Here is a 17,456-nt window from a genome sequence, read left to right on the forward strand (position 1 = left end):
TGGGGAGGACTACAGGGCATGGACAGTAAGAATTCGTCGATGATGCTGATGGTCGGAGGAGCGCTGCTCGCCATCGGGTCATTCATGGCCTGGGCGACCGCCTTCGGCATCTCCGTAAGCGGGATGGACGGCGGCGATGGATGGTTCACGCTGCTCGCCGGTGTTGCACTGCTCGCCCTCGGCTTCATGTCGTACAGCGGCAAGGCCTACCCGTCGTGGCTGGCGTGGGTGGCCCTCGCCGTCGGCGCGGCAGTCGCGCTGATCAACTTCTTCGACATCATGGGCACCGAGCTCATCGAGGTGGGCATCGGCATGTGGCTGATGGTCGCCGGTGTCGTGGTGGCCGTGCTCGGACTCGTCATGGGACGCAAGTCGGCCTGAACGATTCGACGGGACACAACTGCCGAGAGGGGTGGGCTTCGGTCCGCCCCTCTTTGCGTACCGTCGCCGTCCCCTATACTCGCGCCGCCCTCTGGGCCGGTGGGGGAGAGGTCGGGTGTATGCTCGCCCGGCATCCAGCCCCCATCGTCTAGCGGCCTAGGACGCTGGCCTTTCAAGCCGGTAGCACGGGTTCGAATCCCGTTGGGGGCACCTTGGGGGCGTGGTGAAGCCTGGAGTTCACGCCGGCCTGTCAAGCCGGAGATCGCGGGTTCAAATCCCGTCGTCCCCGCCAACGATCCGCGCCAGGGTCAGGTAGCTCAGTTGGGAGAGCGCCGGTCTGAAAAACCGGAGGTCGCCAGTTCGATCCTGGCCCTGACCACTTCAAAAGCTCATGGCTCATAGCTCACAGCCAGAGCCGACTAGAGGTCGACGGAGGGGATCTGCTCCCCTGGCGAAAGACCCTGGTTGACCTCGTCGACGAGGCGGTTCAGGGTGTCAACGCGGCTCCTGGCCGCGGTCCGATCACGCATCGTCCGCAGCCGGGGTACCTCGTCGCGAATCACCCGTCGCAGCTCGTCGGCGTCGATGGACTTCCGCTGTCGTTCGACCCATCGCTGCGCCCACCAGCCAGGGTGATATTCACGATCGATGTCGGGGAGCGGTCTGCCCATCCCGGGCAGGTCATCCCATGATCCGTCGGCCATCGCCTCCATGATCTTCTGCTCGACAGGATCGCTAAGGACCGGCGGCGCCACCTCGTCGAGAGGGTCAGTTGGCATAGGCAAGGGCGTGGGCATGCGCCCAGCGGCCGGCAGCGGTGGCGTACAGCTCGCCGGCCGCCTCGAAATCGCCCCGTTCGAGGGCGTCGATGCTGGCGACCACGTCGGCGGCGGACTCGTCGAGGACGAGTTCCGCGTCCGAGAACAGCGAGGCCACGCCGGCGTAGTCCAACTCGAGGATCCCCTCACTCGGGAAGGGCCGCATCCAGTCGAGGACATCGGCCACCTGCTCCACAATCACCTCGTCGAATCCCGCCTCCTCGAGCACTGCGACGGTGTGCCGCAGCCGGACCGTCGCCCGGCTCACGCGGGTTCGATATCTGATGGACGTCGAACCCTCGAAATCGAACAGTTCTCGCTCCGACGATTCAAAGGCGGCGAACCAACGCAACGGCACATAGAACGGTGAGGTGAGGATGTGGCTTCGAGCGTCCGGGTGGCGCTGATAGATCCTGTCCAGCTCGGCGGCGGCGCGCTCGGCGATCGCCTCCGGCACCAGCGTGGAGGCAGTGGACGGGTCGTAGGCGTTGCGGAAGGCGAGCAACCCCTCGAGCATCCTCAGCCTGGGATGGCGTGGACAGACGAAGCGGCGTCCGTCGACGTCCATGACGAAGGCGTCATCCCGGGACGACTCGGACGAGAGGCCGAACTCTCCCCGGGTCAACACCGGTGCCGCCGTCGGTCCCGAGACGTGCTCGAGGGCGGCTCGGCCTCGACGCTCCGGCAAGTAGATGCGCAGATAGGCAGCCTGAGGCATTGGCCACCATCCTACCGACCACCGGTGACTGGACCCCCCGGGACCGGTGCGGGCGGGTAGGGCTACACTCTCGCGCCTACCGAGTCACCCGAGAGGAGCAGCAACCGTGGGCGTATTCGAGGTACTCGGAGACCGGGGTCACGAGGAAGTCGTATACGGCTCCGACACCTCCTCCGGCCTCAAGTCCATCATCGCCATCCATTCGACGGCACTCGGTCCCGCTCTCGGCGGGACCCGTTTTTATCCCTATGAGTCGGAGCAGCAGGCCCTCATCGACGTGCTGCGACTCGCGGAAGCGATGTCCCTCAAGGCGGCCGCGGCGGGACTCGACCTCGGAGGCGGCAAGGCGGTCATCATCGGCGACCCCCAGAAACTGCGCTCGGAGCGTCTGTGGCGTGCCTACGGCCGGGTCATCGACTCGCTCCGGGGTCGCTACATCACCGCCGAGGACGTCGGGACATCGGCCCTCGACATGGACGTCATCCGCCGCGAGACTCGTTGGGTGTGTGGGACGCCCGTCGAGGAAGGCGGGTCGGGTGATCCGTCGCCTGCAACCGCACGCGGTCTCATCGCCGCCATGCGGGCGTCACTCCAGTTCGTCCACGGGGACCAATCGTTCTCCGGCCGCAAAGTGGCCGTGCTCGGGGTCGGCAAGGTGGGCTCGGATCTGGTACGGCGCCTCGACGAGCTCGGCGCTTCGGTCGTCGTCGCCGACGTCTACCCACCGGCCATCGACATCGTGCTACAGCGCCACGCCGGGGTAGAGGTCGTCGACTGCGACGACCTCTACGAAGTGGAGTGCGACATCTTCGCCCCATGCTCCCTCGGAGGCGTTCTCGACGAGCACACCATCCCCCGGCTCCGTAGCGACATGGTGGTCGGCTCGGCCAACAACCAACTGGCGACGCCGGAGGACGCCGACCGGCTCGCCGCACGCGACATCCTGTTCGCCCCCGATTTCGTCGTGAACGCCGGCGGGCTCATCAACGTGAGCGAGGAGCTGCGGGGCTACAGCCTGGACCGCGCCGCCGCCCGAGTGGACAAGATCTTCGACAGCACGCTGCGGGTGCTGGAGGCGTCGCGGGAACGAGGAGTGACTCCTAACGTCGCCGCGGTAACGGTTGCCAGGGAGCGCATCCACGAGATCGGCAACCTGCGCCTGTTCCGCCGCAGCGGCGACGACCACAACTGAGAAACCGATGACGATCGACACCCGTACCGCACACCAGCACCGCGACCTCGGCCTGAGCGACGAGGCGGTACTTCACATGTATCGCTTGATGGTGCTCGCCCGGCGGGTGGACGATCGGATGTGGGCGCTCAACCGCCAGGGCCGCGCCCCGTTCGTGGTTTCGTCGTCGGGCCATGAGGCAGCCCAGGTGGGCACGGCCCTCGCTCTCGACCAGGACCGGGACTGGGCACTCCCCTACTACCGCGACGTGGCGGCAGCGCTCGCCATCGGCATGACCGCAGAAGAGCTCTTCCTCGGGGTGTTCTCCAAGGCCGCCGACCCGAACAGCGGCGGACGCCAGATGCCCAACCACTGGTCCCATCGGGAGCTGCGGATGTTCAGTCACTCCTCGGTGATCGCCACCCAGTACCCCCACGCCGCCGGCATCGCCTACGAGCTCCAGCGACGCGGCGAACCCGCCGTGTGCATGGTCTGGGGCGGCGAGGGCTCCACCTCCGAAGGCGACTTCCACGAGGCGCTCAACTTTGCGGTGATTCGGCGCCTCCCGGTGGTATTCGTCATCGAGAACAACCAGTACGCCATCTCGGTCCCCGTCGCCGAGGAGGTTGCAGGAAGCCTGGCGGACCGGGCAGGGGCCTACGGGATGCCGGCGGAGAGCATCGACGGCAACGACGTCTTCGAGGTGTACCGGAGCGCTTCGTCGGCTGTCGAGCGGGCGCGCACCGGAGGGGGCCCGTCGTTCATCGAGGCCAGCACCTACCGCCACTATGCCCACACGTCCGACGACGACGACAAGCTGTACCGATCCGCCGAGGAAGTGGAGCACTGGAGGCGACGCGACCCGATCGGCATCCTCAAGCAGTACCTGATCGAGCAGCGACTCCTCGATCAGGAGACCGAGGAGCGCCTCGAAGGCGAGGTCACCGCCGAGGTGTCCAAGGCCGTAGAGGTCGCCGAGGCCGCCGACGACCCGACCGACCCGTTCTCCTGGGTGTATGCCAACCCGATCGAGAACGATTCGCCCGCCGAGTCCGTCGAGGCGGCACCATCGGGCGACGAGGTGAACATGATCACCGCAGTCAATCAGACCCTCCACGAGATCATGAAGGCGCACCCGAACGCCACCGTGTTCGGCGAGGACGTGGCCGATCCGAAGGGCGGCGTGTTCAAGGCCACCGTGGGACTATCGGAGGCGTTCGGAGCCGACCGATCCTTCAACATGCCGCTCGCCGAGTCGCTCATCATCGGTACCGCCATCGGGATAGCCGCAGCAGGTGGCCACCCCCTCCCGGAGATCCAGTTCGCCGACTTCATCCATCCAGCGTGGGACCAGATCGTGTCCGAGGCGGCACGGCTCCACTATCGGACCGCCGGGGACTGGAACTGCCCGATCACCATCCGCGTCCCGTACGGCGGCGGCATCCATGGCGCCCTCTATCACAGTCAGTCGATCGAGGCGTTCTACGGACATGTGCCCGGCCTCAAGGTGGTCATCCCGTCCACCCCGGCCGACCTCAAGGGCCTGCTGTGGTCGGCGTTCGAGGATCCCGACCCGGTCATGTTCCTCGAGCCCAAGAAGCTCTATCGACTGGCCCGCGGACCCATGCCGTCGGGGAACCACAGAGTGCCGATCGGCAAAGCGGCGCTGCGACGCATGGGCCGCGACCTGACGATCATCGCCTACGGCACCATGTCCCACTTCGCCGTCGAGGCCGCCGAGATGCTCGCCGCCGAGGGCGTGGACGCCGAGGTGCTCGATCTGCGGACGATCCGTCCCCTCGACTGGGTGTCGATCGAGGCGGCCGTCAAGCGGACCTCGAAAGTACTCATAGTTCACGAGGACAACGAGTTCCTCGGAATGGGTGCCGAGGTGTCGGCCCAGATCACCGAGAAGGCGTTCGAGTGGCTCGATGCCCCGGTCATGCGCTACGCCTCACCCGAGATCCCGGCGTTCCCGTTCGCTGGCGGCCTGGAGGCCCAGGTGATGCCGTCGGTCGACGGCATCGTGGAGCGCGCCACCCGCCTCGCGGAGTATTGAAAGACGCTTAACGCTTAACGCGGAACGCAAGAACCGTCCTGCGTTGAGCGTCGAGCGTTGAGCGTCTCCCTACCCTTTGACTCGTGGACCCTGTGATCCGAGAGGCCCAGCAGTCGGATATCCCCGGAATCGCTTCGTGGACGTCGGACACGTTCCAGTGGGGCGACTACGTAGCCGACGCGCTCCCGAAGTGGATCGCCGATCCGACCGGGACGGTGCTGGTGGCCGAGGTGGACGATGCTGTGGCGGCCATGGCACGGGTGTCCATGGTCTCGTCATCGGAGGCATGGGCGCAAGGCGCCCGGGTGCACCCCGATCATCGGCGCACCGGCCTGGGAAGCGCCCTCACCGACCGGATCGCCGCATGGGCCCGAGAGCGCGGGGCGCTCGTCCTGCGCCTCGCCGTCGAGCACGACAACGAGACGGCCCAGCGTCACGTCGAGAGCCTCGGATTCAGGCCCGTGTCCGACTGGTGGCACGCGTCGCGGCTACTCGGTGAAGGCTCACCGGTTCCCGAGGGCAACGGAGGACGCAGGGTGCAGGCGGCCGAGCGCCTCCAGGAGGCCCACTCGGCGGAAGCCGAACCCGCCTTCCTCTCCTGGTCGGCGGGCGAGTTGGCCATCGCCGCTCGCGGGCTGTTCCCGATCAACTGGATCTGGCGGAAGCTCACCCTCGACCACCTCGACTTCGCCGCCCGCAACCACGCCTTGTGGGAGGGCAGGCCCGGCTGGGCGATGCTCCACATCGACCACGACGGCGACCTCGCTGTGTACTGGCTCGAAACCGCCGAGGCAGACGCACGAGCCATGGTGCGAGCGCTCATCGACTGCGGCGTCGGGCGGCGTGCGCGCCAGATGGACATGCTGGTACCGGACGTCGGGTGGCTGCGCGAGGCCCTCGTGGCGAGCGCCTTCGACCTCCGAGGCTCACGGGTCTACGCGCTGCCGCTCTGAGGCGGAGACAGTGGTTGCCGTGTAAGGACGACGACACCGATCACGATCAGCATGCCGCCGGCGAGCGTGGACCACCGCAGCACCTCCCCGAGGACGGCGACGCCGAGCATCGCCGCGGTGAGAGGCTCCGCAAGTGACAGGGTGGCGGCGCTGGCCACCGGGATCCTGGCGAGGGCCGAGGCGAACAGCGTGTGTGCCAGTCCAGTCCCGACGAGGGCGAGCCAGAGGGAGACCGCCAGCCCCCGGGGTGTCGTCATCCAGGTCAGGTCGGAGGTGAGGAACCACGGCGCCAACAGCACGCTGGCTCCGGTGAAGACGACACCGGACACGAACACCGCCGGGTGTCGCTCGAACAGTCCCTTCGCCGCCACCAAGTAGGTCGCCCACGCGACTCCCGAGCCGAGTGCGAACAACAGCCCGGTCGGGTCGACACCGGCGGCCTCCCCTCCCGCCACGAGGAGCACGGCGCCACCGATCGACAGCGCCGTGGCAACCACCCAGCGCATCCCCACCCGGTCGCCCCGGACGATCCACGCCAGCAGGCCGGCGAGAATGGGACCGCTGCCAATGGTCACGATGGTGCCGACCCCGACCCCGGTCCGGGCGACGCCCGAGAAGAACAGCGGCTGCGACGCCGCCATGGCCATCGTGGCGATGAGCAGCGGCCATCCCATGATCGAGCGAAGCGGTGCGCCCATGCGGCGAGCGAACGCGTAGACGACCAGGAGTCCGCCCCCCGCCATCCGCAGCGCCGACACCGCCACCGGAGTGATCCCGTCCGGACCGAGCGCCTGCGCCGTACCGGTCGTCCCCCACAGCGTCGCAGCCAGCAAGACGGTTAGCGCCCCCGAGACTTCGCGCCGGGGCATCGTCAATCACGCCTTGCCACGAGCCGCCGCGCCACATGCCGCGCCGGTCGCCAGGTGCCGGCGACCACCGCCATCAGGGCGGCTCCGACCAGGTAGGCGGTGCGCTCCCCATACGACGAGGCCACTGCCGTACCGGCGGACGGGCCGACGAACTGACCGACACGGTTCGCCGATACCCAGGTACCGACGAGGATGCCGCGGTAACGATCGGGTCCTGCCGAGGCGCCGTAGTCCTGAAGCATCGGGAAGATCGAGCCGGTTCCGGCGCCGAGCAGGATGAGGCCCACGGGTAGCACCACCAATGACGGCGCCGTGGCGACGACGAGGAAGCCCGCCACCATGAACCCGAACCCGGCAGTCAACACCTGGCGCGGCACGAACCGGGCACCGATCCGTCCCGACAGGATCGACGCCGTGCTACTCGAGGCCGACAGGATCGCCTGGATCATCCCCCGCCGCGACACCGACAGCCCGAACTCGGTCTCCAGGTAGAGGGGGAGCACCGTGAGGCCGAGCCCGAGGAAGATCCCGAGGGTGAGAAACGACATCGGCAACATCCCGAGAAAGTCGGCCAGGGTGCCCCGGGCGCGGAGGTGCCCCAGTGCGTCGCGCAGGTGTGCCGTGGCCGACGAAGGCTTTACGTCCACGGTCACGTCCGGCAGGTGCCGCGCCATCACGAACACCGGGAAGGCGATCACGAACACGAGGAACGGGCGAAAAGCACCACCCTCGGCCAGGAATCCGCCAACGATCGGAGCCAGCGTCGTCACCATTGTCAGTGCGGCGAGGTTGACGCCCATCGCCCAGCGCCGACGGGTCCCGGTGAAGGCGTCCCCGATCACCACCACACCGAGCCCCAGCAGGGCGCTGGTCCCGAGGCCCTGGATCAGCCTGGCGGCGACGAGCAGCCAGTACGACCGTGCGAAGAAGCAGGCGAGGCCAGCGACCCCGAAGATGATGAGGCTGATCCTGATGACCCGTCGCCGCCCGATGCTGTCGGCGAGGAATCCGATGTAGCCGGCAAGGAAGATCCCCGGGAAGGCGATGGCGCCCTGGACGAGGCCGATTGCTCCCCTCGACACCCCGAGCTCGGCCGCCAACTCCGGGAGGGCCGGCGAGATGATGGCGAAGCCGAGCACCCCAAGGCCGGTGATGGTGGCGATCAGGGGTAGCAGCCGGCGCGTGTCTCGAGCTTCGGGGGTGTTCAAGGGTGTCTTCCGGCGGGACACGCTAGCCAGGCCGTGGAAGAGCCCCCGACTACCGTTTACCGAACCATGGCAAGGCTGGAGATTCGACTACTCGGTGGCTTCTCGATAAGCCTTGATGGTCGCCGCCTCGACCACCTCCCCCTGAGGGCGGCCAGATCTCTGCTGGCCTTCCTGGTGATGAACCGCGATCGGGCCCACACCCGCGACCTGCTCTCCGGGATGTTCTGGCCCGACTTCGACGAGCCCAAGGCGCGCCGACGGCTCAGCCAGGCGTTGTGGCAGATCCAGTCGGTGATCGGTGACGAAGACGGTGGGCGCCCGTACCTCGTCGGCACCGCCGACACCGTGCGCTTCGACCCCGAAGCCGACTTCACCCTCGATGTCGACGTCTTCGACCGGGCCCTCGGTTCACTGACCGCCACCGAGACCGCCGACCGCGACCTCGCCGCGGCTCTGAAGGTCGTAGCCCTGTACACCGGTGACCTCCTGGCCGGCTTCTACGACGACTGGCTGTTTGCCGACCAGGACCGGCTGCGCAGCGGACTCCTGACCGCCCTGCGCACCGTCGTCGACCTGGCCATGGCGAAAGGCGACCTCGAAACCGCCCTCGTCAACGCACGCCGCCTCGCCCAGGAGGACGAGTTCGACGAAGAGGCCCACCGAACCGTGATGAGGATCGCGGTGCTGCTCGGCCGCCACAACGAGGCGATCCGTCAGTTCGAGGAGTGCCGCCGAATCATGGAGCAGGAGCTGGGTGCCTCACCGTCCCCGGACACCGTTGCGCTGTACGAAGCGACGCTGACGGACCGGGCGACCACCGCGGCGCGCCCCACCCCGAACGCGGAGGAGTCCCCGCTGTTCGGAACCGTCGACCGCGTGCCCTTCGTGGGACGCGATGCCGAGCGCAGCCGGATCGCGGCCATGCTCGACGCCGCCCTCGACGGGAACAGCAGCATCGTCCTCGTAGAGGGCGAGTCGGGTGTCGGCAAGACCCGACTGCTCACCGAGATCGCCGAGGACGCCAGGTGGCGCGGCATGGACGTGCTGTGGGGCCGGTCGCCACCGAGCGGCGGCCGTCCCTTCGCTCCGATCGCCGAAACCCTGGGATCTATCACGGGTCTCCGGGCTCGGCAGCTCGCGGCACGCCTCGATCCGCCCTGGCTCGACGCCCTGGAACCCCTCATCCCGACACTCGACTCCGGGGCTCAGGAGCGTCGGCACGACCATCCTCGACGCGCCGACGACCGCGATCGGATGCAGGAGGCGATCACCGTGGCCTTCAAGGCGATGGCGGCAGTCGCCCCGACGCTCGTGGTGCTCGAGGACGTGCACTGGGCGGACGAGGACACCCTCCAAGCGCTCGACCACCTTGCCGAGCGTGTCGACGGGGATCGCATGGTGGTGGCCATCACCTACCGCCACGGCGAGGCCCGAGACCGCAGCGACGTCTGGAAGCTGGTGCGCGCCATCGACCGTCACGAGCACTGCGAGCGCGTCTCACTCACTCCCTACTCCCCGGCACAGACCGAGGAGCTGATCAAGCGGAGCCTTTCCATCCCCGAGGTCGCCCAGGACTTCTCGGAACGAGTCCACCGAGATACCGGCGGCATCCCCCTGTTCATCGTCGAAACACTGCGCGCTCTCTATGAGAAGGACGACCTGGCCGAAGCCGAGGCGGACGCCGAGGAGGCCCCGGCGGTCAGGGATCGCCTCCCGGTGACACCCACCATGCACGCCCTCATTCGCCACCGCCTGGAGGGCCTCGATCCGGAGTCACGAGACACGCTCGAACTGATCGCCACCCACGATGGGGAGCTGCTCCTCGAGGAGGTGCTCGCAGCCTCGGCGCTGAACGACACCGGGGCCCTCGGTGCTGTGGACGATCTCCTCGGGCGCCGGCTCCTCGTGGGCGGGGGGGGATCGTTCCAGGTGGAACACGAGCTGATGCGCCGGGTGGTCTACGACGACCTGCCGCTGTCCCGCCGGCTCGACCTGCATCGCCGCATCGCCGGGGCGATCGAGGAGCGACGACCCCATGAGGTCGAACTGCTCGCCCATCACTTCGGAACGGCTCGCATCCCGGACCGCGCCGCCGACTACCTGGAGCGCGCCGCCGAGCACGCCCTGGTGGTACACGCCTACGACACCGCGGCGCTTCACCTCGGTCGGGCGGTCGACGCCCTCGCCGAGATCGGCGCACCGGCCGAGCGGCAGTTCGCCACCGCCGCCCTCCTGGAGGAGGTTCTCGACGTCCTGGGGCGACGCGACGAGCAGGAGCATGCACTCGGGACGATGGAACGCCACGCCGGGCCCGCCGCGGAGACCGACGTGCATCGGCGGAGGGCGTGGTGGCTGGCGCATCAGGATCGGTTCCAAGAGGCCGAGGAGTCGGCTCGCCTGGCTCTCGATACGGCACAGCGGGAGGGCGATGGTGGACGAACGATCGCCGCCCTCACGACCGCCGGGATGATCGCCTGCTTCGCCGGCCGGGCGTCGGACGGCGTGCGGCTGCTGGAGGAGGCGGCCGAAGTACACGGGGCCGACGAGCGTCAGGAGGCCGACGCCCGCAACGCCCTCGGACAGAACCTGATCGACCTCCAACGGTTCGGTGAGGCAGAGTCACAACTGCTGTCTGCGCTGACGCTGTATGAATCGCTGGGCGATGCGAGGGGACAGGCGGAGGTGCTCGGCATGCTCGGCACCTTGCGGATGGAACGGGGGGAGCCGGAGAGTGCGGAGTCGGCGTTCGAGCGGGCCATCGATATGGCCCGGCGCATCGGCTACCGACACGGTGAGGCGGTCTGCCAGATGAACCTGGCGATCCTGCGGGTCATCACCAACCGTCTCGGCGACGCACTAGAAGCGTTCGATGGTGCCGCCGAAACCTACCGGGCGATGGGCAACCGCCGCGGCCTCGCCCTCGTCCAATCGAACGCGGCGTGGATGCGCTACAGCCGACTCGGGCGATCCGACGAGGCGCGGATCGAGATCGGGGAGGCCCTCGCTGTTTACCGCGAGATCGGCGACACGCGTGGTGAAGCGCAGTGCCTCGGGATGCTCGGGAGCATCGCAAGCTCGAGCCAGCACCACGATGAGGCACGATCCCTCTACACCGACGCTCTTGGCCTAGCTCAGGCGGCTCAGGACCTGTGGCTGTCTGCCCAGATCCTTCGCGAGTTCGGAGTGTCCGAGCTTCTGGCCGGATTCCCTGACGAGGCCCTCAGGTACGCAACGGATGCCGAGGGCATCTGCACTGACGCAGGAATGGAGGACCTGGCTATCGGCGTCCGAGCCCTCAAAGGTAGAGCCCTCCTCGCCTTGGACCGCCCAGAGGAGGCACTCCACGAAACCAGCAAGGCGTACAAGATGCTGCGGCCGGGAATCGAACTCGCCCACATCGTCCATTACTCGCACGCCCTTGCCCTGACTGCCAATAGCGATCCCTTAGCGGCTGAAGTACAACTCGATCGCGCCCACGCGCTTCTTATTGCGAGTGTCAAAGGCCTTGACGCAGGGGACTGTGACCGGGTGCTCAATGCCCCTGACAACAAGGCAATCATCGAAGGCTGGTCCAGGTCGAAGCCACAGACGGCGATCTTTCGTCTCGCGTCGTCGGGCGCGCCAGCTGGCCGCCCTCTCAGGGATGCCGACTATGTCGATGTGGCGTGGACCATCGTCACCCCTGATGATCTCGGTGAGCCGGACAAGATGCGGAGACGTCAGCAACAGCTCGTTCGCCTCTCCGAGGAAGCCCTAGCTCAAGGCGGCGCCCCTACGATCGAAGATCTCGCACAGGCGGTTTCGGCCAGCCCCGCGACCGTCAGACGCGATGTACGTGCGCTTCGGGAAACTGGCCACAATCTCACTACGCGGGGTAGTCGTACTACTACGTAGCGTGGTATGAGCGGAAGGTCAGCGCTGCGCCTATTCGCGCTTTAGATACTGGCGAGACATGCCGAAAGCATTCTCCTCACAACAGCAGAGGAGACACACATGCGCCAGCGCATCACCGTCATCGCACTCACCACGGCCACGATGGTCGCACTCTGGGCCCAGCCGGCCCTCGCGATCCTTCGTCCTGGTCACTGAACGACACACAGATTTCCGACCCGTAGGGGTCGGTTTGTAGGGAGGGACTCGGGTCCAGAGTGAGTCCCCCTGACAACCAAGGCCGGTAAACATACGCCCAGGGGAACGCCCGGCCGCCCCAACCGTGATGGTCCCCGGTTTGCCGGGGATCATCCGCGTCCGGCCCGACCCCAGCCACCGCCCCCGGGCGTCAACACCCGGATCCGATCCCCGGCCGACACGTCGAGAGTCACCTTGCCGGGGAGTCGCTCTTCCCCACCGTCCGAACGAGTCAACCAGTCCTCGCCGCAGGACCCGGGCTCCCCGCCCAGCAGACCCCAAGGCCGGTTCCGGCGCCGCTCCCCGATGAGGGAGAGCACGGCATCCTCCTGGAACTCGATCTCCCGCACGATGCCCTCGCCACCACGGTGCTGGCCCCCTCCACCCGACCCAGCGCGCAGCGACGTGGTCGTCACCCGGAATGGATAGTGCGCTTCCAGGGACTCGATCGGCGTGTTCTTCGTGTTGGTCATCCCCGTGTGTATCCCGGACTGTCCCGGCCGACGAGGGGTCCCACCTTCGCCACCGGCCACCGTCTCGTAATAGACCGTCGACCCGGAACCGATCAAGATGTTGTTCATCGTTCCCTGCGACGCGGCCCCCACGCGATCCGGCGCGCACTGAGCGAGCGCCCCGAGAAGCACGTCTGCGATCCGCTGGCTGGTCTCGACGTTCCCGGCGGCCACCGCCACTCCATCGCGGGCCGAAATCAACGAGCCCGGTTCGGTCACGAGGGTGAGAGGGCGGTAGCACCCGCCATTGGCCGGGATGGTCGGATCGGCGGCCACCCGTACCGCATAGTACAGGCACGATCGGGTGACGGCCTCCACCGCATTGATGTTGCCCTCAATCTGCGGGGAGGTGCCCGTAAAGTCGGCGACGAGCTCGCCGTCGGCTACACCGATGCTCACCCTGATGGGGAGGTCCCGATCTCCCCACTCCATGAGATCCTCGAAGCGGTACTCCCCGTCAGGAAGGCCGCGCAGCGCCGCCCGCATCCGCTCCTCCCCGTAGTCGAGGAGCGCCTCGGTCACCGATCGCCACCCGTCGCCGTGGGCGTCGAGAGCCTCCACCAGTCGCCGCGCACCCGCCTCGTTGGCACCGAGCTGTGCCGACAGGTCCCCGACGCGCTCATCCGGCGTCCTCGTCGCCTCCACGAAGGCATCAAAGAACCCGCGGTCCCACTCGCCGTTGACACAGGCGACGGTGGGGGCAACCACATGACCCTCCTCGGTGAGCCGGGTGGCACTGGCCGGCATCGAACCCGGTGCCGTGCCACCGACATCGGCATGATGGGCCCGGTTGGCGACCCAGCCGACGAGTTCCCCGCGGTGGTGCACCGGCCGGACGAGGGTCAGGTCGTTGAGGTGGGTGCCACCGTGGAACGGATCGTTGACCGCGAACTGCATACCGGGAGGCACGTCCAGCCCGAACACCTCGAAGACCGCCCGCACCGACTCGGGCATCGACCCGAGGTGGACCGGAATGTGCTCGGCCTGGGCGAGCATCTCGCCATCGGCGGTGAAAATCGCCGCCGAGCAGTCCATCCGCTCCTTGATGTTCGGCGAGTAGGCGGTGCGCTTCAGGACGGCGCCCATCTCCTCCGCCACCGAGGCGAACCGATTCCGCGCCACCTCCAGGGTCGTCGGGTCGATCGCCCTCACCATGTGATCTCCAGGGTTCCGTCGTCGAGGGCCACCGCTCGCTCACCGGCGCCGACGAACGTGGTCGACGACGGATCCTCGACCACGGCCGGACCCGCGATCTCGGTCCCGGCCGCCAATCCGGATCGCCACCAGATCGCCGCCTCCACAGGGCCCGATTCCGTCGCCACCTGGCGGCTTCCGCGCCGTGCCTCCCCCTGCTGCGGGGCCGGAGCAGGGAGGTCGGACCAGCGGGCCGCAGGGGTGCCAGCCACCTCGGCGCGCACGGTGACCACCTCCACGTCATCACCCGGGCGGGCAAAGCCGTTGCGGGCACGGTGGATCGTCTCGAACCGCTCCACCAGGCGCTTCCATCCTTCACCAGGTCGATACGGCACCGGCGTCTCGTGGGATTGGCCCCGGTAGCGCACGTCGAAGATCACTTCCTCGGCGGCAGGCTTCCCACCGAGGGCCCGACGGGCCGATGTCAGGATCTCGTCGGCGGCGGCGTCGAGGCCGTCCGGTGCGACGCGCCTGCTCATGGCGGCGTCCGCTCGCGGGGCGGAGAGGAGAAGACCCAGCGCCGAAAACACACCGGCGTACGGGGGCACCAGCACGCGTTCCATCTCCAGGGTGCGAGCGAGCGCGCTGGCATGGAGTCCCCCCGCCCCGCCAAAGGCCACCAGGGATGACTGCCGGGGATCGGCGCCCTCCTCCACCGACACCCTGCGAATGGCGCGTGCCATGTGCGCTTCGACCACCGCGACCACGCCCAGGGCGGCCGCCCCGGCGGTGAGGCCGGCAGCGTCACCAAGCCGCTCCAGCGCTTCGGCCGCCGCACCCGCGTCGAGAGCCACGGAGCCTCCCAGAGAGGTGTCGCCGCCGAGTCGCCCCAGCAGGAGGTTGGCGTCGGTGACGGTGGCGTCGCGTCCGCCGTGACCGTACGCCGCCGGGCCAGGATCCGCCCCGGCGCTCTGTGGCCCCACCCGCAGCGCCCCACCGGCGTCGACCCAGGCGATGCTCCCCCCTCCGGCACCGACGGTATGGACCGCCACCGAGGGCATGCGACAGGGGAGGCCGTCGATGGCACGCTCATAGGCGAGCTCTGGTCTGCCTCCCTCGATGCGGCACACATCCGTCGAGGTTCCGCCCATGTCGAACGAGATCACCGATGACGCCCCCACGGCGTCACCGAGCGCCGCCGCCGCTACCACCCCTGCTGCCGGACCCGACAGAAGGGTGGCAACCGGTAGTGCCGCCGCCTCCCGAATCCCCAGCAGACCGCCGGAGCTGCGCATGACAGAGGTCCGCTCGACCCGTCCCCCGTCCCCAACCGCTTCCTCCAACCTCCGCAGGTATCCGGCGACTACGGGACGCAGATAGGCGTCGAGCACGGTGGTCGACATCCGTTCGAACTCGCGGAACTCGGGGGCGACCCGGGACGAGAGCGAAACCTGCACCGAGGGCAAGGAGGCGCCGATGGCCGCGGCGGCTGCCTCCTCCTGCCTCGGGTCAGCGTATCCGTATAGCCCGACGATGGCCACGGCCTCTGCGCCGGTCGCTCGCAATGCGTCCACCAGTGCCACGGCGTCGATCTCCTCGGCAGCGTCGCGGTGCAGAGCGCCGATCCGGTGCGGCCCCGGCACCAACGGTTCGGGACGGACGACTGTCTGGTCGTAGAGACTCGGCCGATCCTGGCGACCGATCTCCAACAGGTCCTCGAACCCGGCGTCACAGATCAGTGCCGTTCGAGCACCCGCCCGCTCCAGGACCGCGTTGGTGGCGACGGTCGTGCCGTGGAGCAGCTCGGCGGAGACGGCACCCAGCTCGTCCAGGGCCGCGATCACGCCGCCGCTCTGATCGTGCTGGGTGGGGACCTTGCAGGAGACGATGCGGTCCCCGTCCCAGACGACGCCGTCGGTGAAAGTGCCGCCGACGTCGATCCCGACCTTCACCCATGCCTCGCTACGATGCGCGCCCGACCCGACGAGAACCAGCCATGCCGATAATGATCAGCCAGACGCCGAACCCGAACGCCCTCAAGTTCACGGTCCCGGACACCTTCGACGCCCCGCAGAGCCATGTCGCCGGCTCCGACACCGACGACCCGGTGGCCCGAGCCCTCCTCGACCTGCCCGGCGTCACCAGCGTGTTCATGTCCGCCGACTTCGTCACCGTCTCGAAGGTCCCCGATGTCTACTGGGACGAGATCGCTTCGGCGGCGAGCGCCATCCTCGAAGCGCATTACGCCGATTGAGGCTCCCACTCCGGACACCGGCCGAGGCTACCCGGCCCGGATCACACCTCGCCCACTCGCACCGCCAGCGGCCAGCGGTTGCCGGCACCGTCGGCCACGGTGACCACGACCCGCCAATCGCCCACCATGCGGTACGCCGAGACCACCCTCGGTTCGGCACCCCAAACGGCCGCCTTCAGGAGGGCGGCATCGAGCACTGACTGTGGGACGGCCGAGTCGGCCTCGGGGAGGTCCAGGTGCGCCGGCCCGGTGGGCAACGTCGTTGGAGCCGGTAGGTCGAGCACCGTGGCTCCGCCGCCCGGAAGGACGCCGATCGGGACCTGGACGGCGCGCACCGGATGCCGGGTGAACCCGCGATCAGCTGGCGCCGCCATCGCCCGGTAGGCCACCGACACCAGGTAGGACCCATCGGCCATAGCCTCGATGGCGAACGCTCGAGCCCACTCGACGTACGAGATGCCCTCCATTGAGTCCCGCGGGTGTGGTGCTGCGATCGCTCCCTCAGGCAAGGCGGCACGGAGATCCGACGAGCCGACGGGATCCAGATCGGCGGTGAAGTAGTCCATGACGAACCACTCGGCCCGCACCATCGCCTCCCGCTCGGCCGGGTCGGTCGGGTACGCCATGAGGTCGGCCTCTGAGTACAACGGCGGTGACTCGACCTCGGGGAGGGCGATGTCCTCACCAATCTCCTCGTCTTCGAGGACCGCCTCGCCCGGTGCGGTCGGCACCGGCGGGGCACCGGCGGTCCACCACATCCTGGCCACCATGATGCCCACCAGCATGGCTCCGATCAGCCCGGCGCCCAGGTACATGGCGCGCCGGCGCGTGTCCTCCGGTTCGGCTTCGACGAGCAGGTCCTGCCACGGCACCTGCTCCATGTCTTCACGATCATCCATGTACAAGCTCCTCGAAGGTGAGGGGTTCCATCCCGTACCGCAGCGGAACCCGCCGTTCGTACACCGCCGTCGGCTCCCACACCGGACGGTCGAACAGGATCGCCAGCCTCCACGGTGGAGGAAGGAAGGTCGCCTGCGCCGGGGAAGCAAGCCCGATGACGAGCACGGCTGAAGCGAGCAAGGAGCGAGTCGTGGGGAAGCCAACCCGCCTGCGACTGACGGCTGACACAGGGGAGAACCTATGGGGTCAGAGGGGCAGGTTCAAGAGGGGTGGGGCGAGGGGCGAGGGGCGAGGGGCGAGGGGCAAGGGACGAGGTCCGCTGCGCGTTTGGCCTCCCCCTCCGTCACCGGC

At 68.3% G+C, this 17,456-nt stretch carries 14 protein-coding genes and 3 tRNA genes; 9 read left to right on the forward strand and 8 right to left on the reverse strand.

Features of this window, described 5'->3' with window-relative positions:
* Positions 1–18 precede the first annotated feature (18 nt).
* The 4 genes from WEA29_00630 to WEA29_00645 all read left to right on the forward strand — a co-directional run bounded on the left by WEA29_00630 (position 19) and on the right by WEA29_00645 (position 760).
* Positions 19–381, forward strand: a complete 363-nt coding sequence (locus tag WEA29_00630; GenBank protein ID MEX2322270.1) for a hypothetical protein — start codon at positions 19–21, stop codon at positions 379–381.
* A 137-nt stretch (positions 382–518) separates the two neighbouring features.
* Positions 519–591, forward strand: a tRNA-Glu gene (locus tag WEA29_00635).
* A gap of 4 nt (positions 592–595) precedes the next feature.
* Positions 596–673 (forward strand) — tRNA-Asp (locus WEA29_00640).
* Between the two features lie 14 nt (positions 674–687).
* A tRNA-Phe gene (locus WEA29_00645) sits at positions 688–760 on the forward strand.
* A 40-nt stretch (positions 761–800) separates the two neighbouring features.
* On the opposite strand, the gene WEA29_00650 is transcribed toward WEA29_00645, so the two are convergent.
* Complete coding sequence (locus WEA29_00650) at positions 801–1,160, reverse strand: DnaJ family domain-containing protein (protein MEX2322271.1); 360 nt, start codon at positions 1,158–1,160, stop codon at positions 801–803.
* On the reverse strand, positions 1,150–1,917 hold the full coding sequence (locus tag WEA29_00655; protein MEX2322272.1) for a hypothetical protein: 768 nt from the start codon (positions 1,915–1,917) through the stop codon (positions 1,150–1,152). Before WEA29_00655 ends, WEA29_00650 begins: the two co-directional genes overlap by 11 nt.
* 106 nt (positions 1,918–2,023) lie before the next feature.
* Between WEA29_00655 and WEA29_00660 the strand changes: the two genes are divergently transcribed.
* The 3 genes from WEA29_00660 to WEA29_00670 all read left to right on the forward strand — a co-directional run bounded on the left by WEA29_00660 (position 2,024) and on the right by WEA29_00670 (position 6,100).
* Positions 2,024–3,109 carry a Glu/Leu/Phe/Val dehydrogenase gene (locus WEA29_00660; protein MEX2322273.1) on the forward strand — a complete coding sequence of 362 codons (1,086 nt, stop codon included), beginning with the start codon at positions 2,024–2,026 and terminating at the stop codon, positions 3,107–3,109.
* A gap of 7 nt (positions 3,110–3,116) precedes the next feature.
* Complete coding sequence (locus tag WEA29_00665; protein MEX2322274.1) at positions 3,117–5,147, forward strand: thiamine pyrophosphate-dependent enzyme; 2,031 nt, start codon at positions 3,117–3,119, stop codon at positions 5,145–5,147.
* An 83-nt stretch (positions 5,148–5,230) separates the two neighbouring features.
* Positions 5,231–6,100: a GNAT family N-acetyltransferase gene (locus tag WEA29_00670; GenBank protein MEX2322275.1), complete on the forward strand. Its 870-nt coding sequence runs from the start codon at positions 5,231–5,233 to the stop codon at positions 6,098–6,100.
* Here the strand turns inward: WEA29_00670 and WEA29_00675 are convergent.
* Both WEA29_00675 and WEA29_00680 read right to left on the reverse strand, forming a co-directional pair.
* Positions 6,082–6,969 carry a DMT family transporter gene (locus tag WEA29_00675; GenBank protein MEX2322276.1) on the reverse strand — a complete coding sequence of 296 codons (888 nt, stop codon included), beginning with the start codon at positions 6,967–6,969 and terminating at the stop codon, positions 6,082–6,084. The two genes, WEA29_00670 and WEA29_00675, sit on opposite strands and share 19 nt — an antisense overlap.
* Positions 6,970–6,971: 2 nt before the next feature.
* A complete protein-coding gene (locus tag WEA29_00680) occupies positions 6,972–8,177 on the reverse strand; it encodes an MFS transporter (GenBank protein MEX2322277.1) in 1,206 nt (401 codons plus the stop codon).
* A gap of 66 nt (positions 8,178–8,243) precedes the next feature.
* On the opposite strand from WEA29_00680, the gene WEA29_00685 reads away from it, so the two are divergent.
* Positions 8,244–12,071 carry an AAA family ATPase gene (locus tag WEA29_00685; protein ID MEX2322278.1) on the forward strand — a complete coding sequence of 1,276 codons (3,828 nt, stop codon included), beginning with the start codon at positions 8,244–8,246 and terminating at the stop codon, positions 12,069–12,071.
* A gap of 344 nt (positions 12,072–12,415) precedes the next feature.
* On the opposite strand, the gene WEA29_00690 is transcribed toward WEA29_00685, so the two are convergent.
* Together WEA29_00690 and WEA29_00695 are read right to left on the reverse strand one after the other, a co-directional pair.
* A complete protein-coding gene (locus WEA29_00690; GenBank protein MEX2322279.1) occupies positions 12,416–13,972 on the reverse strand; it encodes a hydantoinase B/oxoprolinase family protein in 1,557 nt (518 codons plus the stop codon).
* Entirely contained in the window at positions 13,966–15,903 is a 1,938-nt protein-coding gene (locus WEA29_00695) for a hydantoinase/oxoprolinase family protein (protein ID MEX2322280.1), read from the reverse strand. Before WEA29_00695 ends, WEA29_00690 begins: the two co-directional genes overlap by 7 nt.
* 44 nt (positions 15,904–15,947) lie before the next feature.
* Here WEA29_00695 and WEA29_00700 point away from each other — a divergent pair, with 44 nt between their 5' ends.
* Positions 15,948–16,205, forward strand: a complete 258-nt coding sequence (locus WEA29_00700) for a NifU N-terminal domain-containing protein (GenBank protein ID MEX2322281.1) — start codon at positions 15,948–15,950, stop codon at positions 16,203–16,205.
* A gap of 41 nt (positions 16,206–16,246) precedes the next feature.
* Here the strand turns inward: WEA29_00700 and WEA29_00705 are convergent, their stop codons facing one another.
* Together WEA29_00705 and WEA29_00710 are read right to left on the reverse strand one after the other, a co-directional pair.
* A complete protein-coding gene (locus WEA29_00705; protein MEX2322282.1) occupies positions 16,247–17,104 on the reverse strand; it encodes a hypothetical protein in 858 nt (285 codons plus the stop codon).
* Complete coding sequence (locus WEA29_00710) at positions 17,097–17,333, reverse strand: hypothetical protein (protein MEX2322283.1); 237 nt, start codon at positions 17,331–17,333, stop codon at positions 17,097–17,099. The genes WEA29_00705 and WEA29_00710 overlap by 8 nt, the downstream gene beginning before the upstream one ends.
* Positions 17,334–17,456 lie beyond the last annotated feature (123 nt).

Source organism: Acidimicrobiia bacterium (assembly GCA_040902765.1).
Lineage (GTDB): Bacteria > Actinomycetota > Acidimicrobiia > Spongiisociales > UBA11373 > DATKBG01.